The 17,732-nt window shown below is 74.6% G+C and carries 13 protein-coding genes and 1 pseudogene; 4 read left to right on the top strand and 10 right to left on the bottom strand.

Annotation, left to right across the window (positions count from 1 at the left end):
- Positions 1-23: 23 nt before the first annotated feature.
- The 3 genes from IE98_RS0113840 to IE98_RS0113830 all read right to left on the bottom strand — a co-directional run bounded on the left by IE98_RS0113840 (position 24) and on the right by IE98_RS0113830 (position 3,363).
- Positions 24-2,387, bottom strand: a complete 2,364-nt coding sequence (locus IE98_RS0113840) for an immune inhibitor A domain-containing protein (protein WP_030268685.1) — start codon at positions 2,385-2,387, stop codon at positions 24-26.
- A 227-nt stretch (positions 2,388-2,614) separates the two neighbouring features.
- Positions 2,615-2,944: an ArsR/SmtB family transcription factor gene (locus IE98_RS0113835; protein ID WP_030268683.1), complete on the bottom strand. Its 330-nt coding sequence runs from the start codon at positions 2,942-2,944 to the stop codon at positions 2,615-2,617.
- A gap of 44 nt (positions 2,945-2,988) precedes the next feature.
- Positions 2,989-3,363, bottom strand: coding sequence for a hypothetical protein (locus IE98_RS0113830; RefSeq protein ID WP_030268681.1), 375 nt, complete (start codon positions 3,361-3,363; stop codon positions 2,989-2,991).
- A 470-nt stretch (positions 3,364-3,833) separates the two neighbouring features.
- On the opposite strand from IE98_RS0113830, the gene IE98_RS0113825 reads away from it, so the two are divergent.
- Positions 3,834-6,677 (top strand): DEAD/DEAH box helicase, encoded by a 2,844-nt coding sequence (locus tag IE98_RS0113825; protein WP_030268679.1) that lies wholly within the window; start codon positions 3,834-3,836, stop codon positions 6,675-6,677.
- 116 nt (positions 6,678-6,793) lie between these two features.
- Here IE98_RS0113825 and IE98_RS0113820 read toward each other — a convergent pair whose 3' ends face one another.
- Positions 6,794-7,489 (bottom strand): response regulator transcription factor, encoded by a 696-nt coding sequence (locus IE98_RS0113820; RefSeq protein WP_030268678.1) that lies wholly within the window; start codon positions 7,487-7,489, stop codon positions 6,794-6,796.
- A 277-nt stretch (positions 7,490-7,766) separates the two neighbouring features.
- Here IE98_RS0113820 and IE98_RS46270 point away from each other — a divergent pair.
- A pseudogene (locus IE98_RS46270) lies at positions 7,767-8,876 on the top strand (DUF2079 domain-containing protein); the annotation flags it as partial.
- A 162-nt stretch (positions 8,877-9,038) separates the two neighbouring features.
- Here the strand turns inward: IE98_RS46270 and IE98_RS0113795 are convergent.
- From IE98_RS0113795 to IE98_RS0113780, 4 genes are all read right to left on the bottom strand, one after another.
- Positions 9,039-10,523 (bottom strand): sensor histidine kinase, encoded by a 1,485-nt coding sequence (locus IE98_RS0113795; RefSeq protein ID WP_030268669.1) that lies wholly within the window; start codon positions 10,521-10,523, stop codon positions 9,039-9,041.
- Positions 10,523-11,434: a 5'-3' exonuclease gene (locus tag IE98_RS0113790; RefSeq protein ID WP_030268667.1), complete on the bottom strand. Its 912-nt coding sequence runs from the start codon at positions 11,432-11,434 to the stop codon at positions 10,523-10,525. Before IE98_RS0113790 ends, IE98_RS0113795 begins: the two co-directional genes overlap by 1 nt.
- Before the next feature lie 58 nt (positions 11,435-11,492).
- Positions 11,493-12,578, bottom strand: coding sequence for a cation diffusion facilitator family transporter (locus IE98_RS0113785; RefSeq protein ID WP_030268665.1), 1,086 nt, complete (start codon positions 12,576-12,578; stop codon positions 11,493-11,495).
- 185 nt (positions 12,579-12,763) lie between these two features.
- Complete coding sequence (locus IE98_RS0113780) at positions 12,764-13,492, bottom strand: gamma-glutamyl-gamma-aminobutyrate hydrolase family protein (protein WP_030268663.1); 729 nt, start codon at positions 13,490-13,492, stop codon at positions 12,764-12,766.
- 138 nt (positions 13,493-13,630) lie between these two features.
- On the opposite strand from IE98_RS0113780, the gene IE98_RS0113775 reads away from it, so the two are divergent.
- Together IE98_RS0113775 and IE98_RS0113770 are read left to right on the top strand one after the other, a co-directional pair.
- Entirely contained in the window at positions 13,631-14,290 is a 660-nt protein-coding gene (locus tag IE98_RS0113775; protein WP_030268662.1) for an SDR family oxidoreductase, read from the top strand.
- Between the two features lie 73 nt (positions 14,291-14,363).
- Positions 14,364-15,401, top strand: a complete 1,038-nt coding sequence (locus IE98_RS0113770) for a DUF2510 domain-containing protein (protein WP_052390484.1) — start codon at positions 14,364-14,366, stop codon at positions 15,399-15,401.
- Positions 15,402-15,478: 77 nt separating this feature from the next.
- Here the strand turns inward: IE98_RS0113770 and IE98_RS0113765 are convergent, their stop codons facing one another.
- Positions 15,479-16,699, bottom strand: a complete 1,221-nt coding sequence (locus IE98_RS0113765; protein ID WP_420706183.1) for an amino acid deaminase/aldolase — start codon at positions 16,697-16,699, stop codon at positions 15,479-15,481.
- Between the two features lie 23 nt (positions 16,700-16,722).
- Positions 16,723-17,703, bottom strand: a complete 981-nt coding sequence (locus IE98_RS0113760; RefSeq protein ID WP_063748917.1) for a serine hydrolase — start codon at positions 17,701-17,703, stop codon at positions 16,723-16,725.
- Positions 17,704-17,732 lie beyond the last annotated feature (29 nt).

Genomic DNA, 17,732 nt, shown 5'->3' with positions numbered 1-17,732 from the left:
CGACCGGTGTTCCGGGAATGGGGTCAGGAGGCCGGGCCGACCCGGACGGTGGTGATCCGCCCGTCCTGGCTCTCCCGGACGACCTCGATCCGGGTGTTGGTGTCCGGGACGGCGACGGCGAGCTGGGGCAGCGCCGGGTCGGTGTAGACGCCGCGGTGGTCGTCGAAGGCCGGTACGGCCGGCTGGGCGCCGATCCGCACGGCCTCGCCCGCCTTGTGCAGGGTGAAGGCGGTGGTGGCCTTCAGCGAGAAGACCGCGTCGTAGGTCTGGGCGCGCCCGTTGACGAGGGTGCCGTCCTTGAAGCGGATCGCCCCGGGGTGCGCGTCCACCGGCAGGATCAGCCCGGCGCCGGGGTGGTCCTTGGTGTTGTTGTCCGAGTAGGCGGTGTCCCAGAGCCAGACCAGCACGCCCTCCTGGTACGGGTAGGTGTCGATCACCCCGGCCTTGTCGGCGACGCCGGTCCAGCCGAAGTTGTACGGGCCGGTCCGCAGGTAGGCGCCGTAGCCCGCGTACCGCCGGTTCTCGACCAGGTAGGCCCGCGGGTGCTCGCGGACGGCCGCGCGGCCCTGCACGACGGAGAAGCCGGTGGCCGTCCAGCCCGGGTCGCCGCCGTGCTCGGCGCCGTCCGCGAGGAGCTCCGTCCCGTCCGCGGTGATCCGGACGGCGTCGACCAGCGATCCCTTGCCGTGGGTGTTGGAGTCCGAGGTGGTGTGGAAGCGCAGCGTCACGCTGCCGCCGGCGAAGCCGTCCAGCGGGACGTGCAGCTTCCTCCAGCCGCCGGAGGCGCCGCTCAGGCCGGGGGTGCCGGCCGGGGTGGCGGGGACGGGCGTGCCGTCGGCGGTGCCGGGCAGCGGCCGCCAGGTCTTCCCGCCGTCGGTGGAGGCCTCGACGGTCAGGAAGTCGTAGTCCTGTTCCAGGTCGTACCAGACCGCGGCGTCCAGGGCGGCGGGCCCCGTCCGGCCGGTGAGGTCGACGGTGCGGGTGAGGCTGCTGTCGAGGTTGTCGCCGGTGTCGCTCCACCACTGGGCGCCGCCCTCGTACGGGTCGGCGAGGTCGGTGGTGGTGCGGCCCGGCGGCAGGTGCACCAGGACGGCCTGGGCCTGGTCGGTGTTGTAGCCGCTCACCCCGAGGGCGTGGCTGGAGCGGGTGGCGGCCTGAGCCTCGTCGTAGTTCAGCCAGCCGAGCTGGAGGCGGCTCCAGGCGTCCAGGTCGCCCGGGTACTCGCCGGTGGTGTTCTTGCGGCCGGTGCCGAGGTACGAGCCGGAGGACATCAGCGACCAGAAGTTGACGGAGTTGTCGCCGCCGGTCAGCGGGTAGAGGTCGGGCAGGCCCAGGTTGTGGCCGTACTCGTGGGAGAAGAGGCCCACGCCGCTGTTCTCGCCGGCCTGCAGGTAGTCGTAGACGTACAGGCCGCTGTCGCCGACCGGGACGCCGCCGATCCGGTCGCCGGCCGGGCCGGTGCTGCCGGTCGGGTCGGGGAAGGCCCAACTGCGGTGCGCCCACAGGGCGTCGGTGCCCTGCGCGCCGCCGCCCCAGGTCTCGTCGACGCCGGCGTGCACCACGATCACGTTGTCGAGGTAGCCGTCCGGCTGGTCGAAGTCGCCGTTCCTGTCGTGGTCGTAGCGGTCGTGGACGTCGTACTGGGCGAGTTCGGCCTTCACGTCGGCCGCGGTGCGGCCCTTGGCGATCTCGCCGTCGTACCAGGCCTTCACCGCGTCCCGGACGAACTCCTGGGTCTGCGTCCAGGCGCCGCTGCCCTGCGGGCCCTTGTTGCTGCCGTAGCGGGCCTCGTTCCAGGGGACGGTCACCCAGTCGCTGACGGTGCCGTCGATGTCGTACCGGCCGGAGGACTGGGTGCGGTAGTAGTTGCGGACCGAGTTGGCGCCGGGCGTCGCGTCGAAGAACATCCGGCGGTAGTAGTCCCGGTCGAAGTCGGCCTTCCAGAAGGTGTGGGTGTCGCTCGCGTCGGGCCGGGGGATGGCGTTGTGGCGCGGGCCGGGGGTGTCGCCGTAACGCGGCTGGCCGTTCCACTGGGTGGTGGTGTCCACCTGGTCGCCGAACTGCGCGAGGATCACGAAGACCTTGTCGCGGCGCTCCAGGCCGAGCTGGACGTAGTCGTCGCCGATCCGGACCTTCGAGGGTGCGCGGTGGTCGGCGGTGCGGGCGACGGCGCCGCGGTTGAGCTGTTCCAGCGCCTCGCTGCGCAGGGCCTGGCGCTTGCGCTCCTGGGGTGCGGGCTCGGGCTGCGGGCCCTCGCTCCCCTGGGCGGGTTCCACGGCGAGCCGCGGACCTGCGGGTAACGGCGCGGCCGCGGCGCCAGGTATGCCGACGACGAGGACGCCGAGGGCGAGCACGGCCGCGAGGGCCGTGGAGGGTGAGCGCTTCAACGGGGACCGGTCCTTCCGGGCGGGGGTGGTCGGATGAGCGCGGGTAATATTTCACATGTCATCGGTCACATGGAAGACGTGTGAACGTGCGTCACCGAGCCCCCGCCCGGCGGACGGTGGTCGTGGTGGTGCGGAAGGATCGTCGTGCGGACGGATCGTCGTGCGGAAGCGTCGTCGCGGAAGGGGCGGAGACGCGGCCGGAGGAAGGGTGCGCGGCCGCCGGGCCGTCAGTCGGAGGCCCTGAGCTCCGCCAGTAGCACGCCCTGGTCCTGGATGAGCTCCGTCAGGATGCGCCGGGCCGCCCGGAGCAGGTCGGCGACATCGGCGCCGGCCAGTGCGTAGACGACGGTGGAACCCTCCCTGGTCGCCGTCACCAGCCCGGCCCGGCGCAGTTGGCCGAGCTGTTGGGAGAGGCTGGACGGCTCGATCTCGATGTCCGCGAGCAGTTCACGGACGGGTGTGGGCCCGGCCTGCAGCAGCTCCAGCACCCGGATGCGGACGGGATGGCCGAGCATCCGGAAGAACTCCGCCTTGGCCTGGTACAGCGGTACGGGCACGCGGCCCCCTCTCCGGCTCCGGGTCAGTGCGACCGCGGATGGGCTCAGACCTCAAGTGCGGCCTCGATCCGCCGCAGCTGGTGGCGCGCCATGGCGAGGTTGGAGCGGCTGCGGGCGAGCGCCAGGTAGAGGAAGAGGCCGCGGCCGCCGGATGTGGTGAGCGGCCTGATCAGGTGGTACTGACTGCTGAGGGTGATCAGGATGTCCTCGATCTCGTTGTCGTGCAGGTTGAGCATCTCCATCGTCCGCATCTTGGCCCGGACGAGGTCGGTGTTGCCGGCGGCGGCCACGTTGAGGTCGAGCTCGGCGGAGTCGCCGAGCGTCCCGAGGGCCATGCCGCTGCCGTAGTCGACCAGGGCGACGCCGATCGCGCCCTCGATCGTCATGGCCTCCTTGAGCGCGGTCTCCGGGTTCGCCATCGTCTTCCTCCTGCTGTCGCGGTTCCCGCACCGTTCGGGCGGGTTCGGCAACGACTGTAGGGAGACGGTCGGGAAATCTTCGCCGGATGACCGGAATCGATCGCGGATGAGTGATTGGCGGTCATCCGGCGTCAGTTCGGCGACGACTTGAAGACATTTGCAACTAAGGATGTGATTGAACTGCCAGATCCGGGCCCGTCCTCGAACGTCTCTGCGACCCGTCGCAGCGGTCCGACCGCACCCGGTGACCGCCCGCCGCAGCCGCCGCCGCGGGACCCGGAAAAGGGTGCTATCGATGTCGGCCACGCCGGGTAACCTCTGGGCGAGATGCTCGATCACCACACCCACCGCACCCGCTGCGCCCCGGCCGGACGGACAGTCCGGACGGCCCCGCAGCCGCAGGCGTCGCCGTCTGCGCACCCGTCCGGCCCGCACGGGCAGCACTCCCACGGGAAGAGAAGGTGACGCCGATGAACGCCCCCCTGCCCGAGGAGCAGCTCAGTCCCGCCGAGGCCTACGCGGCCTCCCGCCGCCGCGCCGCCGAACAGGCGACCGCGCTGTACGGCTTCCAGCAGCTGTACGACTTCCCGCTCGACCCGTTCCAGATCGAGGCCTGCCGGGCCCTGGAGGACGGCGAGGGCGTCCTGGTCGCCGCGCCGACCGGCTCCGGCAAGACCATCGTCGGCGAGTTCGCCGTCCACCTGGCCCTGGCGAGCGGCCGCAAGTGCTTCTACACCACGCCGATCAAGGCGCTCTCCAACCAGAAGTTCGGCGACCTGGTCAAGCGCTACGGCGCCGACAAGGTCGGCCTGCTCACCGGCGACAACAGCGTCAACGGGGACGCGCCGGTGGTCGTCATGACCACCGAGGTGCTCCGCAACATGCTCTACGCGGGCTCCAGCTCCCTCAACGGCCTCGGCTACGTGGTCATGGACGAGGTGCACTACCTGGCCGACCGCTTCCGCGGCGCCGTCTGGGAGGAGGTCATCATCCACCTCCCCGAGTCCGTGGTGCTGGCCTCGCTCTCCGCCACCGTCTCCAACGCCGAGGAGTTCGGCGACTGGCTGGACACCGTGCGCGGCGGCACCAAGGTGATCGTCTCCGAGCACCGCCCCGTCCCGCTCTGGCAGCACGTCATGGCCGGCAACCGGATGTACGACCTGTTCGCCAACCCGGACCGCGACGGGCGCCCCAAGGACGCCCCGCGCAACCCGGCCAAGGCGGTCAACCCCGAACTCGTCCGGCTCGCCCGCTCCGAGATGGACCGCGGCGGCCGGGACCGGTTCGCCAAGGGCCGCGGCCGCGCCATGCCCGCGGGGCGGCCCGGCCGGGTCTGGACGCCCGGCCGGATCGACGTCATCGAACGCCTCGACGCCGAGGGCCTGCTGCCCGCCATCACCTTCATCTTCAGCCGGGCCGGCTGCGAGGCCGCCGTCCAGCAGTGCCTCGCCTCCGGCCTGAGACTCAACCGCGACGCCGAGCGCCGCCAGGTCCGCGAGATCGTCGAGCAGCGCTGCCAGGACATCCCCGACGAGGACCTGCACGTCCTCGGCTACTTCGAGTGGCTGGACGGCCTGGAGCGCGGCATCGCCGCCCACCACGCCGGCATGCTGCCCCGCTTCAAGGAGGTCGTCGAGGAGCTCTTCGTGAAGGGCCTGGTCAAGGCCGTCTTCGCGACCGAGACCCTCGCGCTCGGCATCAACATGCCCGCCCGCTCGGTGGTCATGGAGAAGCTCGTCAAGTGGAACGGCGAGACCCACGCCGACATCACCCCCGGCGAGTACACCCAGCTCACCGGCCGGGCCGGCCGCCGCGGCATCGACGTCGAGGGCCACGCCGTGGTGCTCTGGCAGCGCGGCCTCGACCCGGAGGCGCTGGCCGGCCTCGCCGGCACCCGCACCTACCCGCTCAAGTCCTCCTTCCGCCCCTCGTACAACATGGCGGTCAACCTGGTCGGGCAGTTCGGCCGGCACCGCTCCCGCGAGCTGCTGGAGACCTCCTTCGCCCAGTTCCAGGCGGACCGCTCGGTGGTCGGCATCTCCCGCCAGGTCCAGCGCAACGAGGAGGGCCTGGAGGGGTACCGGGAGTCGATGACCTGTCACCTCGGCGACTTCGACGAGTACATGGCGCTGCGCCGACAGCTGAAGGACCGTGAGAACGAGCTGGCCCGCGAGGGCACCAGCCAGCGCCGCGCCGCCGCCGTCGAGGCCCTCGAGCAGCTCAAGCCGGGCGACGTCATCCACGTCCCCGCCGGCAAGTTCGCCGGTCTGGCCCTCGTCCTCGACCCCGGCCTGCCGCCCTCCGGCCGCGGCGGGCGCGGCGGCCCCCGGCACCCCGACTACCAGGACGGGCCCCGCCCGGTGGTGCTCACCGCCGAGCGGCAGGTCAAGCGGCTCGCGATGATCGACTTCCCGTACCCGGTGGCCGCCGTCGAGCGGCTGCGGATCCCGAAGTCCTTCAACCCGCGCAGCCCGCAGTCCCGCCGGGACCTCGCCTCCGCCCTGCGCACCAAGGCCGGCCACCTCGAACCCGAGCGGTTCCGCCGCGGCCGCGCCGCGGCCGCGGACGACCCGGAGATCACCCGGCTCCGCGCCGACCTGCGCCGGCACCCGTGCCACGGCTGCGACGAGCGCGAGGACCACGCCCGCTGGGCCGAGCGCTACCACCGGCTGCACCGCGACACCGAACTGCTGGAACGCCGGATGCGCTCGCGCACCCACACCATCGCGCGCACCTTCGACCGAGTCTGCGGCCTGCTCGCCGACCTCGGCTACCTGCAGGGCGACACCGTCACCGACGACGGCAAGCGGCTCGGCCGGCTCTACGGCGAGCTCGACCTGCTCGCCTCGGAGTGCATCCGCGAGGGCGTCTGGAAGGGCCTGTCCGCCGCCGAGCTCGCCGCCTGCGCCTCGGCGCTGGTCTACGAGGCCCGGCAGTCCGACGACGCCGCCGCCCCGCGCGTCCCGGAGGGTGCGGCCAAGGACGCGCTCGGCAAGATGATCCGGATCTGGGGCCACCTCGACGCCCTGGAGGAGCAGCACCGGATCTCCACCGCCGAGGGCGTGGGCCAGCGCGAACCCGACCTCGGCTTCGCCTGGGTCGCCTGGCGCTGGGCCCTCGGCCACAACCTGGACGCCGTCCTCCGTGACGCCGACCTGCCGGCCGGCGACTTCGTCCGCTGGACGAAGCAGCTGATCGACGTGCTCGGCCAGATCCAGGACGCCGCCGGTTCGGACACCGACCTGCGGAGCACCGCCCGCAAGGCGGTCGACGCCCTCCGCCGCGGCATCATCGCCTACTCCTCGGTCGGCTAGGCCCCGGCCCTCCGTGGCCGGGCGTGCGGGACACCCCCGCCCGCCCGGCCACGGCCGCGCCCGGCCCGATTCCTGCTGCCCGGTTCGCGCCACCCGGTTCCCCCTGCCGGAGTCCCTCAGCCGGACCGCGTCAGCGGCTGCCGCCCCGGCGAGAGCCGGTACCCCGTGCCGCGGACGGTCTCGATCGCGGCCCGCGCCGACGCCGCCGCCAGCTTGCGCCGCAGCGCCGCCACGTACACCTCCACGATGTTCACGTCGCCCCGGAAGGCGGTGTCCCACACCGCGTCGAGGATCTCCGTCTTCGGCACCGCCTCGCCCGGCCGCAGGGCCAGGCACTCCAGGACGCCGAACTCCTTCGCCGTCAGCCGCACCTCCGCCCCGCCCACCGCGCACCTGCGCGCCGCCGCGTCCACCGTCAGGTCGCCCACCGCCAGCCGGGCCGGTCGGCCCGCCCCGCCGCGCCGGATCAGCGCCCGCAGCCGCGCGGTCAGCACCACGTACGAGAACGGCTTCGCCAGGAAGTCGTCCGCACCGCAGTCCAGCGCCTCGGCCTCGTCGTACTCGCCGTTCTTCGCGGTCAGCACCAGCACCGGGACGGGGCACCCGGCCCGGCGCAGCTCGCGGCAGACCCGGAAGCCGTTCATGCCCGGCAGCATCAGGTCGAGCACCACCGCCGCGTAGGGCAGGGCCTGCGCCTCGGCCAGCCCTGACGGCCCGTCGCCGACCACGTCGACGGCGTAGCCCTCGGCCCGCAGGCCGCGGGCGAGGGAGGCGGCGAGCTGCGGCTCGTCCTCGACCAACAACAGACGCATCGGCCCAGCCTAGGCCGCGCCGTGCGCACACGGCCGGAGTCTGAAGAATCTTCAGCTTCCTTCAGGCCCCGCTCAGCGCGGTCTTCCTAGCGTCGCCGCCGTGTCCGCCTCCACCGCCCCGGTTCGCCGCCCGCGCGTCCCCGCACCCGTTCCCGTCGCCGGCCGTGTGCCGCTCCGCCCGCCGCTCCGTCCGGCCGTCCGGCTGCTCCGCCGGTCCGGCCCCGCCGCGGTGCTGTTCGCACTCTGGACGACCGTCTCGCTCGTCCGCCACCACCGGATGCAGACCTCCGGCTTCGACCTGGGCATCTTCGAACAGGGGGTGCGCGGCTACGCGACGGGCGGCGCACCCGTCGCGACGCTCAAGGGCACCGGCGTCAGCCTCCTCGGCGACCACTTCAGCCCGGTCATGGCGCTGCTCGCCCCGGTGTACCGGCTCTTCCCCGGGCCCGGCACCCTGCTCGTCGCGCAGGCGGGCCTGCTCGCCCTGTCCGTCCTGCCGGTCACGGCCGCGGCCGCCCGCCGGCTCGGCGAGGTGCGCGGCGCGCTGATCGGCACCGCCTACGGGATGTCCTGGGGGCTGTGGTCCGCCGTGCTCTTCGACGTCCACGAGGTGGCCTTCGCGGTGCCGCTCACCGCCTGCGCCGTGGCCGCGCTGGCCGACGGACGGTGGCGGGCGGCCGCAGGCTGGGCGCTGCCGCTGCTGCTGGTCAAGGAGGACCAGGGCCTGACCGTGGCGGCCGTCGGGGCCGTGCTGGTGCTCCGCGGCCGCCGCCGGCTCGGTGCCGCGGTGACGGCCGCGGCCGTCCTCGGCACCGTCGCCGCGGTCTGCTGGCTGATCCCCGCCGCCAACCCGGACGGCGTCTACACCTACGCCGGCCCGGAGGCCTGGCACGGCGGGAATCCCCTCGTCCGGCTGCTGCTCCCGGGCACCAAGGCCCGGACGGCCGTGCTGCTGCTCGCCCCCACCGCCTTCCTGGCCCTGCGGTCACCGCTGCTGCTCGTCGCACTGCCCCTGCTGGCGGCCAGGTTCTGGTCCGTCAACCCGGCGTACTGGGACACCGGGCACCACTACAGCGCGGTGCTGATGCCGGTGGTCTTCCTGGCCGCCGTCGACGCGCTCGGACGTCCGGACCGGACGCGCCGGTGGTCCACGGCGGCCGTTCCCGCGATGCTCGTCCTCGCCGTCGTGCTGATGCCCCGTCCGCTGCTCACCCCTGCGGACCCGGGCACGGCCGAGGCCCGCCGCACGCTCGCCGTGATCCCGGACGGCGCCGCGGTCGCCGCCGCCAACCGGCTCGCCCCGCAGCTGACCGCCCGGTGCACCGTCTCGCTCTTCCCGTACCTCACGCCGCCGGACGCACCGGCCGATCCCCGGCGGCCGACCGCCGACTGGGTGGCCGTGCCGGACCGGCCCGGCGACTTCCCGGAGCCGGAGGCGGCCCAGCTGGCCGCGGTGGCCGGACTGCCGGCGGCCGGCTACCGGATCGTGGCGTCCGGTGGCGGGGTGACGGTCTACCACTGGCACGGCCGGGAGCCGGCACCGGCGGGGTCAGCCCTCCTGCAGCGGCAGGCGGACGACCAGCTCCGCGCCCCGGCCCGAGGCCGGCGCGACCGCCTCGGCGTCGCCGCCGAGGCTCCGGGCGATGCCCCGCACCAGCGCCAGACCCAGACCGGCCCCGCCGGCCGAGCGGTCCCGGGCGGTGTCCAGCCGGACGAAGCGCTCGAAGGCCCGCTCCCGGTCGGCCGCCGGAATGCCCGGCCCGTCGTCGGTGACCGTCAGTACCGCGGAGCCCCGTTCGCGCCGGAGGGCGACCACCACCTCGGAGCGGGCGTGCCGGCAGGCGTTGTCCAGCAGGTTGCGGACCAGCCGCGCCAGCAGCAGCTCGCCGCCGGTCACGGTGGCCGGCTCCAGGACGGCGATCCGCACCCGGCCGTCGCCGTACGCCCGCTCCGCGACCAGTTCGCCGACCACGTCGTGCCAGTCGGTGCGGCGGTCGTCCTGCGGGTCCACCGCGGCCTCCGTCCGGGAGAGCAGCAGCAGGTCGTCCGCGAGCGCCTGCAGTCGCGCCGTCCCGGCGAGCGCCTCGGCGACCACCGTGCGGTGGTCCGTGGAGTCCGGGTGGGCCGCGGCGACCTCCAACGAACTGCGCAGGACGGCGATCGGCGTCCGCAACTCGTGCGAGGCGTCCGCGACCAGCCGGCGCTGTTCGACGACGGCCGTCTCCAGCCGGTCCAGCGTGCGGTTGGTGGTGGCGGCGAGCCGGCCGATCTCGTCCGCGGCCCGCGGCACCGGCACCCGTCGGTCCAGCGCGCCGGCGCCGATCACGGCCATCTCCCGGCGGATCGCCTCCACCGGCCGCAGCGCCGCGCCGGTCACCACCCAGGCCACCAGGGCGACGAAGAGGGTGCCGCCGGGCACGGCGTACCAGCCGAGCAGCCGGGTCATCCGGGCGGCGGCGGCCTTCGCCTCGATCTCGTTGACCACCACGTAGGTGGTGACCTGCTGCCGCGGGAGCCCCGTCCGGCCGGTCAGTTCGGCGAGTGCCGCGGTGTCCCGGTACTGCCCCGCGCGGCGCAGGAAGGTGAGCGTGCGGTCGTCCGGGTTGGGGCCGACCGGGGTACTGATGTCGTAGTGCACCCCGTCCGGCAGCGGGATCCGGACGGTCTCGGCCTTGCCGACGGTGCCGCCGCTGTGCAGGGGCGGCAGGAAGGGCGTCGCCGACCCGGAGATCCGGTCGTGCCGCGCCCAGCTGCCGTCCGCCAGCACCAGGACGTACGCCGACTGCTGGTAGCCGCTGCCCATCACGCGCCAGAGCCACGGGTCGCGCGCGGCGCCCGTGCCCGGGTCCCCGCGGGCGATCGCCTCGTCCAGCAGGGTGGCCTCGCGCAGCGCCTTCGCCTCGGCGTTCGGCATCCACTGGTCGTGGGCCGCCCGGCCGGCCCAGACGGTGGCGCCGCCGAAGGCCAGCAGCGCCGCCGAGGCGGCGCCGAGCGCGGCCCTGGTCCGGACCGACACCCGCCCCCGCAGCCGCATCAGGACGCGGCGTCCGCGAGTACCGCGACGACGCGTTCGAGCGAGCCGCCGAGGCCCCAGCGTTCGGCGAGGGCCTCCAGGGCCATCGGGTCGAGCGGTTCGGCGGGCAGGGCCGGGTCGAAGGCGGGCACCGGCACGTCGGTGGCGACCCGCACGACGGTCGGCGCCACGTCGAGGTAGGCCGCGCCCTCCAGCAGGTTCTTCCGGCGGGCCGGGGTGATCCGGGACGCCGGGTCGGCGGCGGCCGCCCGGACGCCGGCCAGGTCGCCGTAGGTCCGGATCAGCTGGGCGGCGGTCTTCTCGCCGATCCCCCTGACCCCGGGCAGGCCGTCGCTGGCGTCGCCGCGCAGTGCGGCCATGTCCGCGTAGGAGGCGCCGCCGACGCCGTACTTCTCCAGGAGGTGGGCGTTGTCGACGCGCTCGGCCGAGCCGACGCCCTTCACCGGGTACAGCACCGTCACGCCGCGGGCGTCGTCGACGAGCTGGAAGAGGTCGCGGTCGCCGGTGACGATCTCCACCGGGCCGGTGGCGCGGGTGGCGAGGGTGCCGATGACGTCGTCCGCCTCGTAGCCGGGGACGCCGACCCGGGCGATGCCGAGGGCGTCCAGCACCTGCTCGATCACCGGCACCTGCGGCGCCAGGGTGTCGGGGACCTCCTCCTCGCCCTCGACGGCGGGTTCGGCGGCGAGCCGGTGCGTCTTGTATGTGGGGATGAGGTCGACCCGCCACTGCGGGCGCCAGTCGGCGTCCATACAGGCGACCAGCTGGTCCGGCCGGTGGTCCTGGACGAGCCGGGTGATGAAGTCGAGCAGCCCGCGGACGGCGTTCACCGGCTCGCCCGCCGGGGACTTCAGGGACTCGGGGACACCGAAGTAGGCACGGAAGTAGAGGCTCGCCGTGTCGAGCAGCATCAGGCGCGGTGCGGTCACCCTCCGCATCATGCCGTACCCGTCCGACGGCCGGGGCCCGTCAGTGCCGGTGCGGACCGCTGCGGTGGACGGGCCCGTGCGCGTCCGCGCAGTGTTCCTGGCCGCCGGCCGCGGCCCTGCCGTCGGCCGCGGTGGTGCTGCCGATCTGCAGCAGCTCCTGCGGCCCCTCCTCGCCGACGTGGTCGACCTGAAGGGTGGCGTGGGCGATCCCGTACTCGTCGCGGACCCGGCGCTGCAGCTCGCGGCGGACGGCGTGGCAGTCGCCGCCGGGGGCGACCAGGATGTGCGCGGACAGCGCCGGCTCGCCGGAGGTGATCTCCCAGATGTGCAGGTCGTGGATCTCCTCGACCAGCGGCACCGCGACCAGCCGGTCCGCCACGGTGTCCGGGTCGACGCCGGCCGGGGCCGCCTCCAGGAAGATCCGGGCCGAGTCGCGGACCAGCCCGGTGCCGGCCCGCAGCATCAGCGCCACCACCACCAGCGAGGCGATCGCGTCCGCCCGGACGAACCCCGTCAGCATCACCACCAGGCCGGCGATCGCCGTCGCGATGAACGCGTACAGGTCGGTGAGCACGTGCTGGAAGGCGCCCTCGACGTTGAGCGAGCTGCGGTTGGCCCGGGACATGCACCAGGTGGCCGCGAGGTTGACCACGATCCCGACCAGCGCCGTGTACAGCACCAGCGCGCCGTGCACCTCCGGCGGGTCGATCAGCCGGGTGACCGCCTCGTAGCCGAGCCAGGCGGAGAGCACCAGCAGGGTTACGCCGTTCGCCTGGGCGGAGAGGATCTCGGCCCGCTTCAGGCCGTAGGTGTAGCCGCCGCGGGCCGGCCGGGCGGCCAGCCGCATGGCGACCAGGGCGAGCGCGATCGAGGCCGCGTCGGTGAGCATGTGCGCCGCGTCGGAGATCAGCGCCAGCGACGAGGCGGCCAGGCCGACCACGACCTCGCCCGCCATGAAGACGGTGATCAGCACCAGGGCGGAGACCAGCCAGCGGCGGTCGGCGTCGGCGGACACCCCGTGGCTGTGCGCGTGGCCCTTCCCGCCGTGCCCGTGCCCGTCGTGCCCGTCGGCGCCGTGGGCGTGCCCGTGCGCGTCGCGGTCGTGGTCGTCGTGCTCGCCGGCCATCGGAGTCCTCTCGTGCACGTGCTGCCCGTGCGGGCGGCGGACACCGCCCGCACCCGAAGTGAACCCCAGAACCGACGAAGATCCAAAGCCTGCACTGGTGACCGTTGTCGTTGCCGCGCACGGCCGTTCGGCGGAGCTGCCGCGATCCCGGGGCGGGCCCGCGGGGCGGCCCCGCCCGGATCCGGTCAGGCGGTGACGGCGGCCTGGGCGCGCACCGCGGCGGCGGTCCGCACCAGCGCGGTCATCAGCCGCAGGTCGTCGCCCTGCTCGGGGTGCCACTGGACCCCGAGGGTGAACCCGGCGCCCTCGATCGCCTCGACCGTGCCGTCCTCGGCCCAGGCGGACACCGACAGGCCCTCGCCGAGCCGGTCCACCGCCTGGTGGTGGTAGGTGGGGACGTCCACCGAGGCGTCCGGCAGCAGCTCGCCGAGCAGGGTGCCGGGGACCGGCCGCACCGGGTGGCGCCCGTAGGTGCCCGGTGCGCCGATGTGGCCGTGGTGGCCGACCACGTCCGGCAGGTGCTGCAGCAGGGTGCCGCCGCGGACCACGTTGAGCAGCTGCATGCCGCGGCAGATCCCGAGGACGGGCAGTTCGGCGGCGAGGGCGGCGCGCAGCAGCGCGGACTCCCAGACGTCCCGCTCGGGCTCGCCGCCGTCGGTCTCGGGGTGGCGCGCGGCGCCGTACCGGGCGGGGTCGACGTCTGCGCCGCCGGCGATCACCAGGGCGTCGATCCGGGCGACGGCGTCGGCGGCGTGCTCGGCCGCGTCCGGCGGCAGCAGCACGGCGAGCCCGCCGGCGGCCTGCACCACCGACGGGTAGCGCTCGGCCAGCAGGACGGTGCGGATGCTGTCCCAGCGGCCCCAGGCCGCGTCGAGGACGGAGGTGCTGATGCCGATCACGGGCCGAGGGGTCATGGCGGGCATTCTGCCTCCTCACGGGCCGCCGCGGCACGATCGGGGAGTGCGGCACGCGCCACACCGCCGCCGTCGGCGGTACGACGTACCGTAACCGTGTCGTGTCGGAACGTGCTCGGCGAGTGGCGGAGGTGCCCGATGGCGGGAGCGGAACCGGGGGTGCCCCGGCGGATGGCCGGACGGGTGGCGGTGGTGACCGGAGTGAGCGGTTTCGCGGGCGAGGCCGGGGCCGCGGTGGCCCGGCGGCTCGCCGCGGAGGGCGCCCGGGTGGTGTGCGCCGACCCGGACGAGAGGGCGGGGCAGGCGGTGGCCCGCTCGTTCGGCGGCCTGTTCGTACACACCGACCCGCTGGACGAGTACATGGTGGAGGCGCTCTTCGACGAGGCGTACGAGACCCTCGGCGGGGTGGACGCGGTGGTGAACGGCCCGTCCGGGGCACCGCCCGCCGACGGCCCGGCGCTGGAGGTGCCGCCGGACGCCTGGCGGGTCGTCCAGGACACCCGGCTGACCGCCGTCTTCTTCTGCTGCCGGGCCGCGCTGCCCTACCTGCGGCGGCACGGCCACGGCTCGGTGGTCAACCTGGCCGGTCCGGCGGCCGAGGGCGGGCTGGCGGCCGAGGTGGCCGCGGCCGGGGTCGGTGCGCTCACCCGCGAGCTCGCGGACGCCTTCGGGCCGGAGGGCATCCGCTTCAACGCGCTCGGCGGCGGGGACGCGGAGCGGCTCGCCGCGGCGGCGGCCTGGCTGGCGAGCGACGACTCCGCCGGGGTGAACGGCAGCCTGGTCCGATTCTCACCGTAATCTCATCGCGAACAGGGCGTTTCGGCCCTCCTGCTGATATGGCGCTTATCCGCCCGCCCTTAGATTCGATGGCGTGAGCGAGCAGATTCCCGCCGGGTGGTACCCGGACCCGAAGGACACCACCGGCGACCCCCGGGCCGAGCGCTACTGGGACGGCAAGGGCTGGACGGCGACCACCCGCCCCGCACCCGGCGCCGAGGCGCCGGCACCGGCCCCCGAGGCGCCCGCGGGCGGCGACGGGCCCACCGTGATCGAGGGCCGCGTCCTGGACGACGGGCCGACGGTGCGGTACCCGGAGATGCCGACCGCCGTCCAGGCCCCGCCGAAGGCCCGTCGGCGCCCCTCGCGCCCGGTGGTCGTCGCGGCGGCCGTGGCCGCGGTGGCCGGCCTGGCGGTCGGCTCCGGCATCACCTACCTGGCCATGGACCAGGACGGCGACCAGGCGTCGGCCGTCCGCTTCGACGGCCGCTACCGTCCCGGCGGCTCCGGCTCGGACGGCTTCGGCTTCCCCGGACTGCCCGGCCAGAACGGCGGCCAGAACGGCGGGCAGGGCGGCGGCAACGGCCTGGGCGGCGGCAACGGGCTCGGCGGCAACGGGTCGGGCGGCGGCCGGAACGCCTCGACCGCGGTCGACATGGTGAACGGGATCAGCCTGCCGGTGCCCACCGGCTGGCGGGGCGTCACCACCGCCGACGGCCACGCCGCGGTCTCCATCGGCTCGTACACCTGCCCCGACGGCCAGAACGGCTGCTCGCTCGGTGGCGCCTCGACCGGCACGCTCGAGGGCGGCGACGCCAAGCAGGCCGCCCTCACCGACATCGCCGCCGCGGCCAAGGACGCGTACGGCGACGTGAAGTCCCACGAGGAGCTGAAGTCGGAGGCGGTCACCGTCGCCGGGCGCAGCGGCTACCTCGTCCGCTGGAAGGTCGACGCCCAGCAGGGCAACGACGGCTACGTGGAGACGGTGGTCTTCCCCAGCGTGAAGGCGGGCAGCCTGGTCGCCGTCCACCTCGGCTTCGACATCGCCGACAAGGCGCCGGACCTCGGCCAGATGGACACCATCGTCAAGGGCATCGCCGCCGCCCGGGCGAGCGGCCCCGGCGGCACCTGACGGACCCCCGACCCCCGGCGAGGGGCGCACCACCCGCCTCCGAGGACCCACGAGGTCCCATGAAGACCCACGAGGGCTCAGAGGAAGGTGCGTCCCTCGCCGCGGTACGTCGGCACCGTCTCCACCACCCGGTCGCCCTCCACCAGGTGCAGCTCCGCGAACCGCTCGCACAGCTCGCCGGCCTTGGCGTGCCGGAACCACACCCGGTCGCCGATCAGCAGGTCGTCCGCGGCGGCGCCGAGCAGCGGCGTCTGCACCTCGCCGGCGCCCTCCTGCGGGTCGTAGCGCAGACCCTCCGGCAGGTACGGCACGGGCGAGCGGTCGGCCCCGGCCGGGCCGGAGGCCGGGTAGCCGCCGCCCAGCACCGTCACCACACCGACGCCGGGCCGGCGGACCACCGGCTGCGCGAACAGAGCCGCCGGACGCCCCCGGAACGACGAGTAGTTGTCGAACAGCCGGGGCTGGTACAGCCCGGAGCCGGCAGCGACCTCGGTGACGGAGGACTCGGCCACCGTCGACTCCACACTGCCGGTGCCGCCGCCGTTCACGAACTCCAGCTCGGCGACCTGCCGCAGCCGCTGCACCACCGCGGCCCGCCGCTCGGCCAGTTCGGCCCTCGCCCGGGTCTGCATCATCCGCACCAGCTGCGAGCGCAGCGGGCGGCCCGCCACCCGGTCGCCGACACCGGCGATGTGGCCCTCGTACGCCATCAGTCCGACCACCCGGAAGCCCGGCCGGTCCTGCACCTGCTCGGCGAGGGCGCCCAGGGCCTCGGGGGTGCGCAGCGGCGAGCGCCGGGCTCCGAAGCGGACCCGTCCGCCGAACAGCTCCAGCGAGGTGTCGAGTTCGAGGCAGACCCGGACGGTCTCCGACCCCTGCCGGGAGGAGTCGATGAGGTCCAGCTGCGCAGGGTCGTCCACCAGGACGGTGACCGCCTCGGCGAGCTTCGGGTCGTCGGTCAGCTCGCCGTAGCCGGCCCGGTCGGCCGACGGGTAGGCGAGCAGGACGTCGGCGAATCCCTGGCGGGCCAGCCAGATCGACTCGGCCAGGGTGAAGCTCATGATCCCGGCGAAGCCCTCGGTGGCCAGCACCCGCTCCAGCAGTGCGCGGCAGCGCACCGACTTGCTCGCGACCCGGATCGGCTTGCCGCCGGCCCGGCGCACCAGATCGGCCGCGTTGGCGTCGAACGCGGCCAGGTCGACGATCGCGAACGGCGCGTCGAGGTGCGCGGTGGCCCGGTCGTACCGGGAGCGGTCCGAGACGGCGCCGGACACGGCGGGGGCGAGGTCGGTGGCCATGGCGGCAGCGTCCCACACGGTGCCTACCGCTGGGTAGAGGCGGCGACCGGGGAGGCCTCCGCTCCGGACGCGGCCGGGGACGCGGCCGGCGACACGGTGGGGGAGGCGGTGGGGGAGACCGTCGCGGACGGCGTGGCGGAGGTCAGGCTGTCCGCGGCCGCGGTGGCCACCGACTCCACCAGGGCGATCCCCTCCTCCTCGGTGTCCGAGCCGTCGGTCAGCACCGCGACCAGCAGCTCCCGTCCGTCGTGCACCACCCGGCCGATGCTGTTGATCACCCAGGCACCCTCGGCCGTCCGCGGCAGCCAGCCGTTCTTGAGGTGCACCGCGTGGTCGTCGTCCGCGGCCGAGACGCCCCAGCGCTGGTCGGCGGCGATCAGCCCCATCAGCTTCTGCAGGTAGGCGCGGGATTCGTCGCCCAGCACGCCGTCCGTGCCGAACACCATTTGCAGCAGCCGCAGTTGGTCCTCGGCGGTGGTGGTGGTCAGGCCCCAGTAGCCGTCGGTGCCGGCGGTCGTCCCGGTGAGCCCGAACGCGGCGTTGGCGGCGTCCAGGCCTTCGTCCTTGCCGATCTGGCCGAACAGGTCGGTGGTCGCGTCGTTGTCGCTGTTCTCGATCATCAGCGCGGCGGCGGTCCGCTGCTCCTCCGTCAGCATCCCGCCGGACCGCCACAGCAGGGCGGCGAGGATGTCCACCTTGACGATGCTGGCGGTGACGAACCGGTCCGTCCCGTAGGCGGCGCTCGCCCCGGAGGCGGTGTCCAGCACGGCGACCGCCAGGTGGCCGCCGCTGTCCTGCACCGCGGCCGCGAGCTCCGCGTCCGGGTCGACCTCCGGGGCCGCCGACACCGCGGCCGCCGCGACGGGCACGGTGCCCCCGTCCGACCGCTCCCGGTGCAGCCACAGGCCCGTCGCGGCGAGGGCGAGGACGGCCAGGAGGGCGCCGCGGCGCTGCCGGCGGCGGCGCCTGCGGGCGGCGGTGCGGGTCCGTCGGGCCGAGGTCATGCCGGCGATCCTGGGCCGGAGTCCTTGGG

Source organism: Streptomyces sp. NRRL B-24484 (assembly GCF_000717715.1).
Lineage (GTDB): Bacteria > Actinomycetota > Actinomycetes > Streptomycetales > Streptomycetaceae > Kitasatospora.
The sequence above is the reverse complement of the archived record's forward strand: the minus strand, read 5'-3'. Positions and strand labels throughout refer to the sequence as shown.